Genomic DNA, 12,748 nt, shown 5'->3' with positions numbered 1-12,748 from the left:
CAGAATCATACCTCTCCTGCCCTCCCGGAACAATGTGCTTTACCTTTTGAAAACCGTACACCTCTATTATTTCCTTTTTACAGTATTCTATACACTCTTTTCCTGTAACCAGAATGATTTCATCAATCTCCGGGCTCTCTTCAAAAACTGCCAGACTGTAATAAAGCACAGGCTTCCCCTTCAGCATCAGAAACTGCTTCTGTATCTTACTGTTCATACGCTTTCCCTGTCCTGCCGCCAGAACAATGGCTGTACATTTCATCTGCTTTCCCGCCCTTTCTTTACCGCTCGCCAAGCTTCAGATTCGGCACTGCATTCAAATCCCAACCGTGGCGTGTGCCTTTCAGATATTCGTAATAAGCTGCCACCCCTATCATAGCTGCATTATCTGTACAGAAAATAGGGGAGGGGTGATAAAACTGAATCTGGTTCTTCTCACACGCCTGTTTCATAGCTGTTCGTAAGGTTTGATTTGATGCCACACCTCCGGCGATTGCCAGCTTATCTATATGGTAATCCTTTGCAGCTGCAATGGCATGTTCTACCAGAACCTCCACGACACAGCGCTGGAAGGAGGCTGCCACATCTGCCTCTACCACTGGTATCCCCTGCATTTTACATTTATTAATATGGTTCAAAACCGCAGACTTCACCCCACTGAAGCTAAAATCATAAGGCGCGTCCTCCACTTTGGCCTTTGGAAAATTCATGGCATATGGATTTCCTTCTTTAGAAAGGCGGTCAATCTTCGGCCCTCCCGGATAACCCAGACCAATGGCACGAGCCACCTTATCAAAAGCCTCTCCTGCCGCATCATCTCTGGTTCTTCCAAGAATTTCAAATTCTCCGTAATCCTTGACAACAACCAGATGGGTATGACCACCGGATACCACCAGGCATAAAAATGGCGGCTCTAAATCCGGATTTTCAATATAATTGGCAGAAATATGCCCTTCAATATGATGTACCCCCACCAGAGGGATATCTTTTGCAAAGCTGATAGCCTTGGCTTCTGCCACGCCCACCAAAAGAGCGCCTACCAGTCCCGGACCGTAGGTTACACCAATGGCGTCCAAGTCGTCCAGTGTTACTTCTGCCTCCTTTAACGCCTCTTCAATGACCTGATTTATCTTTTCAATATGCTTTCTGGAGGCAATTTCCGGTACAACCCCTCCGTATAATTTATGCAAGTCAATCTGAGAAGAAATCACATTAGACAACACTGTGCGCCCGTTTTTAATCACAGCGGCTGCCGTTTCATCGCAGGAACTTTCAATCGCCAGAATCAATACATCTTCTGTTTTCATTGCTTTTTCTCTCCTTCTCCGTCTTCAAACTGTAATTCCACAGACTGTCTGTCTTTTGCGGCTATGGTATTGGGGAAAACCCGCGTTGCTTCCTCAAGAGCTTCCTCCGGCCTTACAAGGGAAGGGCTGTAATGCGTCAGCCACATCTCCTTTACGTTTGCTTCTTTTGCCAGACCTGCTGCCTCCTGAAAGGTCATATGCTTATACGCCTTTGCCTTCTGCTCTTTATCCTGTTCTCCGTACATACCCTCACAGATAAACAAATCTGAGCCTGCTGCATGCTCTGCAATGGCCTTTACCGGTCGGGTGTCTGTGGTATAGGTAAGCTTAATTCCCTTTCTCTGAGGCCCCAGCACCATATCCGGAGTATATGTGATACCCTCAAAGGTAATGGTTTCCCCCTTTTGAAGTGGATTCCAACATTTCAGCGGAATATTCTGTGCCTTTGCTCTGGCAGCATCAAATTTTCCGCTTCGCTTGATTTCCAGACTATATCCATAACAGGTTACATTATGATTTACACGAAATGCTGTAATCTGATAACCGTAAAGCTCAAAGGTTTCCTCCAGCTTTGTCAGCTCTATACAATGAATCTCAAAGGGGAGTTCCGGTGCAATGACCCGAAGGGCTGATACTACCCGTACCAGCCCTTTGGGTCCGATTAAAGTCAGAGGTTCGGTCCGCTCTGCATTTCCCATAGTGAGCAAAAGCCCCGGCAGCCCGCTGATATGGTCTGCATGGTAATGGGTAAAACAGATGACATCAATAGGCTTAAAGCTCCACCCCTTTTCCTTTACTGCAACCTGTGTTCCTTCTCCGCAGTCAATCATCAGATTGCTGCCATTATATCTTGTCATTAAAGATGTTAATTTTCTTCTTGGCAAAGGCATCATGCCGCCAGTACCAAGCAGGCATACATCCAACATTCTATCTTCCTCGTTTCTGTTTCTTTCCGGGAAATACTTGTGTCCCGGTGTTTCCTATCATAGCACACATTTTTTTCTGCTACAACAATTCATTTTCTGTTTTTATTTCCACAGGAATCTGAAAAGAAGCTATCCATTTATCATAACAATCCTCACATAAATCAAAATCATGGATTTCCCCGTCTTTTTCTGAAAAATACCCCCACTGTACATGACCGGAGAATACCCCTTCTGCAATCCTGTCCCTGTCTGTTCTTATCTGTTTTCCGCAGCAGTTGCAGAAAATTTCTAAAGAATGTGGTTTTGTCTGTTCTGTGTATTTTCTCATATGTTTCCTCCAAGCTGTGAAAGATTTTGGGGTTACAAAAGGATTATACAAAATTCCTTTTCAAAATCCCAGTGGGAATTAGCTGTAAATTTAGAAAAAGATAGCAGGTTTGCTATCTTTTACACATCACAATCCCATCTTCTTTTGGGTCTTCATAAATTTTCTGCTACAACAATTCATTTTCTGTTTTTATTTCCACAGGAATCTGAAAAGAAGCTATCCATTTATCATAACAATCCTCACATAAATCAAAATCATGGATTTCCCCGTCTTTTTCTGAAAAATACCCCCACTGTACATGACCGGAGAATACCCCTTCTGCAATCCTGTCCCTGTCTGTTCTTATCTGTTTTCCGCAGCAGTTGCAGAAAATTTCTAAAGAATGTGGTTTTGTCTGTTCTGTGTATTTTCTCATATGTTTCCTCCAAGCTGTGAAAGATTTTGGGGTTACAAAAGGATTATACAAAATTCCTTTTCAAAATCCCAGTGGGAATTAGCTGTAAATTTAGAAAAAGATAGCAGGTTTGCTATCTTTTACACATCACAATCCCATCTTCTTTTGGGTCTTCATAAAAATTCTTCCGGATTCCCATTCTGACAAACCCTGTCTTTTCATACAGAGCAATGGCTTTTTCATTACTCTTTCGCACTTCCAGAAAGAAAGAGTCTACCCCTCTCTTCTGTCCTGCTTCCTCCAAAGCAATTAAAAGGGCTGTGCCGATTTTCCTGCCCTGTCGATCTTTTTTTACAGATACGTTGGTAATCTCTCCCTCGTCAAGAGCAATCCACATGCCTGCATAACCCACAGGCGTTTCTTCCTCCCATGCAGTGAGATAGAGAGCATGCTCATCTCTCACTGCGTCCAAAAATCCCTTTTTACTCCAGGGCTTTGAAAAATTCTCTGCCTCTATGGCTGCAATTTCCTGCACCTCTTTTTCCGTCATTTCACAAATTTTAAGCATGCTCTTTGGCCAGGCGTTCTGCCCTCTCCCTTTCTGCCTGAGATACACGCAGATAATCCGGCTGATGCTCTGCCGCTGTTTCTGCTTTCCCCTGCTCAAAATAAAGTGCTCCAAGGGCTGCCACTGCTCCGGCTCTCTGACGGTTCAAATGTGCCGGTGCAAAACTGTAGGGTACCCGACACTTTTCCTCTATCAGCTCCTGAAATACTGGTACGCCGTCCCCTAAGAAAATAATACTTTTGCCCAACGCATTCAACTGCTCCAGAAGCTTTTCCATAGGAAGGGCATCCTGATCCTGTATGGTTTTCAGCCCATGGTTTTCAAAGGCATAAATTCCTGTGTAAACCTGCTTCCTTCTGGCGTCCATAATCGGACAAATCAGAGTGTCTTCATCTGTGTCATACAAATTATAAGCTAGCGCCTCCACGGTGGGTACACCAATTAAAGGCTTGCCTAAAGCCAGACCCAGTCCTTTGGCAGTTGCAGAGCCTATGCGAAGCCCTGTAAAAGAACCGGGGCCTGCTGCCACTGCTATGGCGTCAATACTTCCCAAATCCAAATTCACTGCTTTTTTGATTTCGTCCAGCATGGGCAGCAGTGTCTGGGAATGTGTCTTCTTATAATTCATGGTATATTCCGCAACCAGTATATCGTCCTCCACAAGCGCTACAGACGCTACCAGCCCGGAGCTGTCAAGTGCCAGTATTTTCATAATGTCTTCCTTCCTCTCTTACACGCTTTCCGTTTCCTCGATTTTATCCATTCCATCTATGGTAATTTTCCGGTAATCAAACCCTTTCTGCGGGGCTTTTTCTATGGTAATGGAAATCACATGTTCAGGCAAAAGTTCTTCAATCAGCTCTGCCCACTCAATCAGACAGATTCCTTCTCCGAAAAAATAATCATCATAACCGATTTCTTCCATTTCTTCAATATCCCCAATACGATACACATCAAAGTGATAAAAGGGCAGTCTTCCGCCTTCATATTCCTGTATAATGGTAAAAGTAGGGCTGTTTACCGGCTCGTTAATGCCAAGCCCCTTTGCCACCCCCTGGGTAAACACAGTTTTCCCCACACCCAAATCTCCATTTAAGGTATAAATCTGTCCTGCCCTTGCCTGCCTGCCCAGCTTTTCCCCAAGCAGGAATGTTTCCTTTGCACTATTTGTTTCTATAATCATAGGTAATCCTCTTTTTCTCTTTGCTTTTCACCTTTTTCTGCATGTTTCAGTATAGCATACAAAATTGTGGCTTGCACCTTTTATTTTTTCCGCTTATAATGTTCTTCATAATAATGTAAATAAAAGGAGATTTTATTATGGCAAATCCAGTTGTAACCATTACAATGGCAAACGGCGATGTAATGAAAGCAGAATTGTATCCTGAAATCGCCCCAAATACTGTAAATAACTTTATCAGCCTGGTAAAAAGCGGTTTCTATGACGGTCTGATTTTCCACAGAGTGATTCGCGGCTTTATGATTCAGGGCGGCTGCCCGGACGGTACAGGTATGGGCGGTCCCGGCTACTCTATCAAAGGCGAATTTTCTCAGAACCACTTTGAAAACAACCTGGCACATACTCCTGGCGTTCTGTCTATGGCAAGAGCTATGCACCCGGACTCTGCGGGCAGCCAGTTCTTCATCATGCATGAAACCTCTCCGCACTTAGACGGCGCTTACGCCGCTTTCGGAAAAGTGATTGAAGGCATGGACGTGGTAAACAAAATTGCAGAAACACGCACAGACTACAGCGACCGACCTTTAGAAAAACAGGAAATCTCTTCTATGACTGTAGAAACCTTTGGTGTGGATTATCCGGAACCGGAAAAATGCTAATCCTTTAATTATCAAAAAGAAGATGTACCCCATCTGAGAGTGCAAAATATACTTCTTTGATATCTGTGACAGAGGCTTGCCCGCTGGTGGCTTCTGTCACAGTTTTTTTTATTCTGCCTTCCTCTGACGCAGGAATAAGCACCTGCATTTTCACATCTTCCCCGTAAGTGGAATCCATAATGGGAATCTCGTTTTGTGCAAAAAGATACTGCAGCTTTCCTACGCTGTTGTAATCGGTTCCCACCTCAGTCAGAATCCCGTGCTTCTTTGTAATAATCCGGCTGTCAGCCAATCCCTCCTGTACAGCTTTGGAATACGCCCGTACAAGCCCTCCGGTTCCCAGAAGAGTACCGCCGAAATACCGTGTCACCACCACGGCTGTATTGTACAGGTCTTCTCCCAAAAGCACCTCCAGCATGGGCTTTCCTGCGGTTCCCTGTGGTTCTCCGTCATCGCTGCAGCGCATAAATTCCCTGCGTTCCCCAATGACATAGGCTGAGCAATTATGCCTTGCGTCCCAGTATTTCTTTTTCATTTCTTCTATAAACTGCAGCGCCTCTTCCTCTGAATTTACCGGGCGCACAGTTGCGATAAAACGGGACTTTTTTTCTACAACTTCTCCTGTCCCGCCCTGATATACGGTTTTGTATTGTTCCAGCATAAGCTTCCTCACTTCTTTTTTTCTTTCCTCTGTATTTTAGCATACTTTTTTCCAAACCGGGAACATTTATGAATAAAAAATGAAATTCCCCTCCCTGCGCCGAAGATTCTTGAATTAGGTTCAGCCATTTGTTATAATGGACGGGAAAAGGAGGCAAACTACATGAATTTTGGAAAACGTGCCGTAAATAAGAAACGAAATGATTTGACCTCCCATTCTACCATGATGGGGAAAAAAGCAAATGTTTCTTTTCTGCGTATCATTTTCATCTCTCTGATGGCTTTGCTGGTTATCGTGGGCTGCACTGGTATCGGCGCATTAAGAGGACTGATAGACAGCGCACCGGACGCTTCAGAGGTCAACATTGTCCCTGCAGGAGAGGCGACCTTTGTCTATGACGCCAATGGCAACCAGCTTCAGAAGCTTACCGCCCCCAATTCTAACCGTATGTCGGTTCCCATTGAGAAGATTCCGCTGGACTTGCAGCATGCGGTAGTGGCGATTGAAGATGAACGTTTCTATGAACACAATGGTATTGATATAAGAGGTATTCTCCGTGCCGGAGTCAGAGGTCTTGCAAATGGCGGAAACTTTACAGAAGGCGCCAGTACCATTACACAGCAGCTTTTGAAAAACACCGTTTTTACAGGCTGGACCAACGAATCTGTGGTACAGCGGTTCAAACGTAAATTCCAGGAACAGTATCTGGCAATCCAGTTAGAAAAACAGGTAAAGGACAAAGATGTCATTCTGGAAAATTACCTGAACACCATTAACCTGGGAAACGGAAACTATGGCGTACAGGCTGCGGCTCAGGGCTACTTCGGCAAGGATGTCAGTGATTTAACCCTTTCCGAATGTACCGTCATTGCCGGAATCAGCCAGAACCCCACCAAGTTTAATCCGGCTGTGTATCCTGAAAAGAACGCCCAGAGAAGAAAAGACGTTCTGGACCATATGCTGGATCAGGAATACATTACCAAAGAACAGTATGATGAATGTCTTGCCGATAATGTATATGAACGGATTCAGGCAGTAGAACAGACCCAGGAGGAAACTAATAAAACCTACAGCTATTTTATTGATGAACTTACAGAACAGGTCGTAAAGGATTTGCAGGAGCAGAAGGGCTACACCGAGGCTCAGGCGTATTCCGCTCTTTACAGCGGCGGTCTGCGTGTCTACACCACACAGGATCCTGCCATTCAGCAGATTTGCGATGAGGAATATGCAAATCCCGATAATTTCCCTGCCGGAAGCCAGGTAACTCTGGACTATGCCCTTACTGTAAAGCACCCAAACGGAGAGCAGGAAAATTACAGCAAGGAAATGCTGCAGGAATATTTTATACAAAACGAAGATGCAAACTTCACATTGCTCTTTAACAGCGCAGAAAGCGCACAGGCACATGTTGACGCCTACAAAGCAGCAATTCTGGCAGACGGAAGCCAGGTGGTCAGTGAAAGCATTCATATGACTCCCCAACCTCAGTCCTCCATTACCATTATTGACCAGCACACCGGCTATGTGAAGGCAATCGTAGGCGGAAGAGGCGAAAAATCTTCCAGCCTTACCTTAAACCGCGCGACCAATACCCTGCGTCAGCCTGGTTCTACCTTTAAACCCCTGGCTGTGTACGCCGCTGCTTTAAATGAGGGAGGCATGACACTGGCAACTACCTTTAAGGACGAGCCTTATACCTATGCCAACGGACAGCCTCTGTACAACTATGACCACCAGTATCACGGAACCGTATCCATGCGGACAGCCATTATGAAATCTTACAACATTCCGGCTGTACTGGCTATGGAAGAGATTACTCCTGAGGTGGGAGTGGAATATTTGAAAAAATTCGGATTCACCAGTATTTTAGATGAACCAAAGGAAATTCCGACAGGAAGCGGAGATTTCTATACAGACAAAAATCTCCCTACTGCCCTTGGAGGTATTACTCAGGGTGTCAGCAATCTGGAACTGACTGCTGCTTATGCAGCCATTGCCAACAACGGAACCTATATTAAACCTGTATTCTATACAAAGATTTTGGACGCAGACGGCAATGTAGTTATTGACAACACACCGGAAAAGACAACAGTCCTCAGGCCAAGCACTGCTTATCTTCTTACCAGCGCTATGGAAGACGTTGTAAATCAGGGTACTGGTACCAGACTGCAGCTAAGCAACATGCCTGTAGCCGGAAAAACCGGTACAACAGATAACTACAAAAACCTGTGGTTCTCCGGCTTTACACCGTATTATACCTGTTCTGTATGGGCAGGATATGATGACAATACCGTACTTCCTCAGGGAACTGCCCGCACTTACCAGCAGACCTTATGGAAGAAAATCATGCAGAGAATCCACACGGATTTGCCCAAAACAGAGTTTAAAATGCCCTCCACTGTAGAGGAGGCTTCTATTTGTACCAGCACAGGACTTCTGGCAACTTCAAGTTGTAATGCTGTGACAGAGCTTTTTGATACAGAACAGCTTCCAAAGAAATACTGCTCCGGTCATTACCGCCCGAGTTATAACTACGAGTCTGAACCAGACTCCGGAAGCGGAGAAACAGCTCCGGAAGAACCGCAGCCGGATAATCCGGTAACCGAACCGGAACAGACACCTCCGGAAGCGCCAAATCCGGAAACACCACCGGAAACGCCTCCGACTGAAACTCCTGTAGAGCCCCCGGAAGCACCACAGGAAACGCCTCCGGCTGAAACTCCTGCAGAGTCCCCGGAAGCATAAAGGAGAAAAAAAGCTGCCGCATCGGACAGCAATCAGAAGGATTCTATATTGAACTTTCTGATACGCATGCCGATGGGGCAGCTTTTTATTTGCTTAAAATCAGTTTTGCAGCTCCGCAGATTCCTGCATCATTCCCCAGAGTTGCCAGCTTAATCTGTGTATCCTTACAGGCCGAAAAAGCATATTTCCGGTAGCAGGCTTCCACACAGTCTACCAGAACCTGTCCTGCTTTTGAAACGCCGCCTCCCAGTACAATGACGTCCGGATCCGCTACACAGGCAAAGACAGCAAGCGCTCTTCCCAGATATTCTGCGAACTCCTCTACAATGTCTGCGGCCAGAGAATCCTGTTCTTTATATGCATCAAACACATCTTTTGCAGTAACAGAATCCTTCTGGCGAAGCACAGAGTCCTTCCCAGATGTTTCCAGGGCCTTTCTTGCCAGGGAGGCAATTCCTGTTGCAGAAGCATACTGCTCCAAACAGCCTTTATTTCCGCAGTTGCAGGCTCTCTCTTCCTTTGGGTTGATAACTGCATGCCCAATTTCTCCTCCTGCTCCATGAGCCCCTGTGATAATTTTTTCATTGACGATAATTCCGCCTCCCACACCAGTACCAAGAGTCGCCATAATCAGGTTCTTTGCCCCTTTTCCGCCGCCCTTCCACATTTCACCAAGTGCGGCTACATTAGCGTCATTTCCTGCCTTAACCGGCATACCAACCAACTCTTCCAGCTCTTTTTCCACATTTTTTCTGCCCCAATGAAGATTTACAGCACAGGCAATTTCACCATTTTCTTCAATTGGTCCTGGAAGACCGATTCCCACGCCTGCTGTTTCTTCTTTTGGAATTCCCTTTTCCTTCATTTTCTTTAAAATTCCCGCTGCAATATCAGGAAGAATGTTGATCCCCTGGTCTTCTGTTCTTGTTGGAATTTCCCACTTTTCCTCAATCGTTCCGTCTGTAAGAAACAATGCACATTTAATACTGGTTCCGCCTACATCAATCCCGAAACAATACTTACTCATTCTACTCTTCTCCCTCTTCTCTTTTTTTCGCCATATTTTCCTGTACACGACGGTACAGTTCCTGCGCTGCATTATACCCCATTTTCTTCTGTCTGTGGTTGACTGCCGCAGACTCTACAATAACTGCCAGATTTCGTCCCGGACGGATAGGAAGGGAATGACATACAATCTTGTTTCCTAAAAATTCTGTATACTCCTCCTCCATACCCAGGCGGTCATATTCCTTATCCCGGTTCCATTCCTCCAGCTTAATTACCAGGTCAATGGACTGGGTATCCTTTACACTTTCTACACCAAACAGGGTTTTGACATCAATAATTCCGATTCCCCGAAGCTCAATAAAATGGCGGGTAATATCCGGTGCGGAACCCACCAGGGTTACGTCGCTGACACGGCGCAGTTCTACCACATCGTCACTTACAAGGCGGTGTCCCCTTTTAATCAGCTCCAGAGCAGCCTCGCTCTTTCCTATACCGCTTTCCCCCATAATCAATACGCCTTCTCCGTATACGTCCACCAGGACGCCATGAATAGAAATACAGGGAGCAAGCTGTACATTTAACCAGCGAATAATCTCTGCCATAAATACAGAAGTTGTATTTTGTGTTACCAGAACAGGAACCTCATATTTGCGGGCAAGACTTAACATATCTTCGTCCGGCTCCGTCATGGTTGTAAACACCACGCAGGGAATCTTGCTGGCAACAAAACGCTCAAAGGCCCTCATTTTTTCTTCTCTTTTTAAATGGAGCAGATATGTGTATTCTACATAACCGATAATCTGCACACGCTCATTTTCAAAATGCTCCAGATATCCGGTAAGCTGCAGCGCCGGACGGTTGATTTCCGGTGTGTTAATGCGCTTTCCTGAGGTGTCAATTTCCGGTGTTTTATTATACAGGTTTAATTCCTGTATCATTTTATTTAGTTCTACACCCTTCATGTCTTATTCTCCTTCTGTGTCTGTCTTTTGATTCTTTCTTTATTCTATCATATGGGACATACAAGTTCAACACGGGACTGTGCTTTCTCACGGCTTCTTATGAAAAAACTCATAAACCTGGAGGGCTGCCCTTTCATTCATGGATTCTACTTGGCTCAATTCCTCCACAGTTGCCTCCCGCAGCCCTTCCAGCCCCTTAAAGTGCTTCATCAGAGCCTTTCTTCTGGCAGGGCCGATACCTGGAATATCGTCCAGAACAGAATGTACCTGTCCCTTGCTTCTCAGAGAACGGTGATACTCAATGGCAAACCTGTGCGCCTCGTCCTGAATACGGGTAATCAGTTTAAAGCCCTCACTGTCCCGACTTATAGGAATTTCCTCGTTGTTAAAATAAAGCCCCCTGGTACGGTGCTTATCGTCCTTTACCATACCGCAGACAGGAATGGCAAGCTGCAGCTTTTCCAGTACAGCCAGGGCAATGTTCACCTGCCCTCTTCCACCGTCCATCATAAGTAAATCCGGAAATCTTGTAAAACTGCCATAAGCATTATCCAAATCCTCACTTTTTCGCTCCTCCTGTTCATTCATGCCATGAACAAAGCGTCTGGTCAATACTTCCTCCATACTGGCATAATCGTTTGGTCCTTCCACAGATTTAATTCGGAATTTCCGGTAATCGCTGCGTTTGGGTTTTCCCTTTTCATACACTACCATGGAACCAACAGACTGAAATCCGCTGATATTGGAAATATCAAAGGCTTCAATCCGGTTAATCTCCTGCATGCCCAGAAGTTCTGCAATCTCCTTTACAGCCCCAATGGTTCTTCCTTCCTCCCGCTTAATCCGTTCCTTATCCTGACGAAGTACCATTTTCGCATTCTGATAAGCCATTTCCACCAGTTTTTCCTTGGTTCCTTTTTTGGGAATGGAAATATGAACTCGTCTGCCCTTGCGGCTCTCCAGCCACTGTTCCAGAAGCTCCCGGTCCTCGATTTCTTCCTGCAGCATAATTTCCCTCGGAATAAAGGGTGTCCCTGCATAAAACTGCTTTAAAAAGCTGGACAGCATTCCGCTGCGGTTCTCTCCGGGCGCCGTTTTCATATAAAAATGATCTCTGCCAATGAGTTTCCCGTCCCGGACAAAAAACACCTGCACTACTGCATCATCATTTTCCATAGCCGCTGCAATAATATCCTTATCTTCTCCGGGGTGGTCGGTAATCTTCTGCCTTTCCCCTGTTTTCTCCACGCTCTGCATCAAGTCCCGGTACTGGGCTGCTTCCTCAAATTTCAGTTCTGCTGACGCCTGCAGCATTTTCTCTTCCAGCTCTTTTAAAATCGCCTTGTGATTGCCTCCAAGAAAATCAAGAAGAGCATCTACCTGCTTTCTGTACGCTTCCTTTGAAATATACCCCTGACAGGGCGCCTGGCACTGCTTAATATGATAGTAAAGGCAGGGTCTTTCTTTCCCTGTATCTCTGGGCAGATTCCGGGTACAGGTACGCAGGTGATACAGCTTTCTGGTAAGCTCAATCACGTCCTTTACTGCGCCGGCGCTGGTATAGGGGCCAAAGTACTTTGCCTTATCTTTCTTCATGCTTCTGGCTGTCATAATTCTGGGAAAATCCTCCCCCACTGTCACCTTGATAAAGGGATAGTTTTTATCGTCCTTGAGCATGGTGTTATACTTCGGCTTATGCTCCTTAATCAGATTGGATTCCAATACCAACGCCTCCAGCTCGGAATCTGTAACAATATATTCAAAACGTTCAATCTGTTCTACCATCTGCTCCTTCTTAATTCCCAGATTGCGGCTCTTCTGGAAATACTGCCTGACTCTGTTTTTCAAACTAATGGCTTTCCCCACATAAATAATGGTATCATTCCGGTCATGCATAATATAGACGCCCGGCAGTGCGGGAAGTTTTTTCAGTTCTTCCTCTATGTGAAACATGTCTTCCTCCTTTAAAAAGAATTTCGCGAAATAAAAAGAGCCGCAAGCTGCGTT

General features: G+C 45.4%; 14 protein-coding genes (1 of these 14 running past the window's edge). 2 read left to right on the top strand and 12 right to left on the bottom strand.

The features are described 5' to 3' along the window. The 8 genes from ispD to tsaE all read right to left on the bottom strand — a co-directional run. Window positions 1-262, bottom strand: the start of a protein-coding gene (gene ispD, locus DQQ01_RS03190; protein ID WP_111918369.1) for a 2-C-methyl-D-erythritol 4-phosphate cytidylyltransferase. The gene continues 431 nt to the left of window position 1, outside the view; only the first 262 of its 693 coding nucleotides appear in the window; the start codon lies at window positions 260-262; the stop codon falls past the left edge of the window. Between the two features lie 19 nt (window positions 263-281). Next, entirely contained in the window at window positions 282-1,307 is a 1,026-nt protein-coding gene (tsaD, locus tag DQQ01_RS03185; protein WP_111918367.1) for a tRNA (adenosine(37)-N6)-threonylcarbamoyltransferase complex transferase subunit TsaD, read from the bottom strand. Beyond that, window positions 1,304-2,233, bottom strand: a complete 930-nt coding sequence (locus tag DQQ01_RS03180; RefSeq protein ID WP_111918365.1) for a ribonuclease Z — start codon at window positions 2,231-2,233, stop codon at window positions 1,304-1,306. Before DQQ01_RS03180 ends, tsaD begins: the two co-directional genes overlap by 4 nt. 79 nt (window positions 2,234-2,312) lie before the next feature. Further along, window positions 2,313-2,561: a hypothetical protein gene (locus DQQ01_RS03175; RefSeq protein WP_111918363.1), complete on the bottom strand. Its 249-nt coding sequence runs from the start codon at window positions 2,559-2,561 to the stop codon at window positions 2,313-2,315. Between the two features lie 166 nt (window positions 2,562-2,727). Beyond that, window positions 2,728-2,976: a hypothetical protein gene (locus DQQ01_RS03170; protein WP_111918363.1), complete on the bottom strand. Its 249-nt coding sequence runs from the start codon at window positions 2,974-2,976 to the stop codon at window positions 2,728-2,730. A gap of 112 nt (window positions 2,977-3,088) precedes the next feature. Further along, window positions 3,089-3,523 carry a ribosomal protein S18-alanine N-acetyltransferase gene (gene rimI, locus DQQ01_RS03165; protein WP_111918361.1) on the bottom strand — a complete coding sequence of 145 codons (435 nt, stop codon included), beginning with the start codon at window positions 3,521-3,523 and terminating at the stop codon, window positions 3,089-3,091. Beyond that, a complete protein-coding gene (tsaB, locus tag DQQ01_RS03160) occupies window positions 3,516-4,235 on the bottom strand; it encodes a tRNA (adenosine(37)-N6)-threonylcarbamoyltransferase complex dimerization subunit type 1 TsaB (RefSeq protein WP_111918359.1) in 720 nt (239 codons plus the stop codon). The genes rimI and tsaB overlap by 8 nt, the downstream gene beginning before the upstream one ends. A gap of 18 nt (window positions 4,236-4,253) precedes the next feature. Further along, entirely contained in the window at window positions 4,254-4,706 is a 453-nt protein-coding gene (tsaE, locus tag DQQ01_RS03155) for a tRNA (adenosine(37)-N6)-threonylcarbamoyltransferase complex ATPase subunit type 1 TsaE (protein ID WP_111918357.1), read from the bottom strand. 137 nt (window positions 4,707-4,843) lie between these two features. On the opposite strand from tsaE, the gene DQQ01_RS03150 reads away from it, so the two are divergent. Further along, window positions 4,844-5,362, top strand: a complete 519-nt coding sequence (locus tag DQQ01_RS03150) for a peptidylprolyl isomerase (protein ID WP_111918355.1) — start codon at window positions 4,844-4,846, stop codon at window positions 5,360-5,362. Between the two features lie 4 nt (window positions 5,363-5,366). Here DQQ01_RS03150 and DQQ01_RS03145 read toward each other — a convergent pair whose 3' ends face one another. Then, window positions 5,367-6,023 carry a YigZ family protein gene (locus DQQ01_RS03145; RefSeq protein ID WP_111918353.1) on the bottom strand — a complete coding sequence of 219 codons (657 nt, stop codon included), beginning with the start codon at window positions 6,021-6,023 and terminating at the stop codon, window positions 5,367-5,369. 162 nt (window positions 6,024-6,185) lie between these two features. On the opposite strand from DQQ01_RS03145, the gene DQQ01_RS03140 reads away from it, so the two are divergent. After that, the gene (locus DQQ01_RS03140; protein ID WP_111918351.1) at window positions 6,186-8,771 is read left to right on the top strand and encodes a transglycosylase domain-containing protein; all 2,586 of its coding nucleotides are present in this window, start codon (window positions 6,186-6,188) and stop codon (window positions 8,769-8,771) included. Window positions 8,772-8,856: 85 nt separating this feature from the next. Here the strand turns inward: DQQ01_RS03140 and DQQ01_RS03135 are convergent, their stop codons facing one another. The 3 genes from DQQ01_RS03135 to uvrC all read right to left on the bottom strand — a co-directional run bounded on the left by DQQ01_RS03135 (window position 8,857) and on the right by uvrC (window position 12,694). Next, window positions 8,857-9,798 (bottom strand): ROK family glucokinase, encoded by a 942-nt coding sequence (locus tag DQQ01_RS03135; protein WP_111918349.1) that lies wholly within the window; start codon window positions 9,796-9,798, stop codon window positions 8,857-8,859. Between the two features lies 1 nt (window position 9,799). After that, complete coding sequence (gene hprK / locus DQQ01_RS03130) at window positions 9,800-10,741, bottom strand: HPr(Ser) kinase/phosphatase (protein ID WP_111918347.1); 942 nt, start codon at window positions 10,739-10,741, stop codon at window positions 9,800-9,802. Window positions 10,742-10,828: 87 nt separating this feature from the next. Next, window positions 10,829-12,694 (bottom strand): excinuclease ABC subunit UvrC, encoded by a 1,866-nt coding sequence (uvrC, locus tag DQQ01_RS03125; RefSeq protein WP_111920809.1) that lies wholly within the window; start codon window positions 12,692-12,694, stop codon window positions 10,829-10,831. Window positions 12,695-12,748: the final 54 nt, after the last annotated feature.

The sequence above is a fragment of the Blautia argi genome, assembly GCF_003287895.1.
Classification (GTDB): domain Bacteria; phylum Bacillota; class Clostridia; order Lachnospirales; family Lachnospiraceae; genus Blautia; species Blautia argi.
This window is presented reverse-complemented; position numbering and strand designations above follow the sequence as displayed.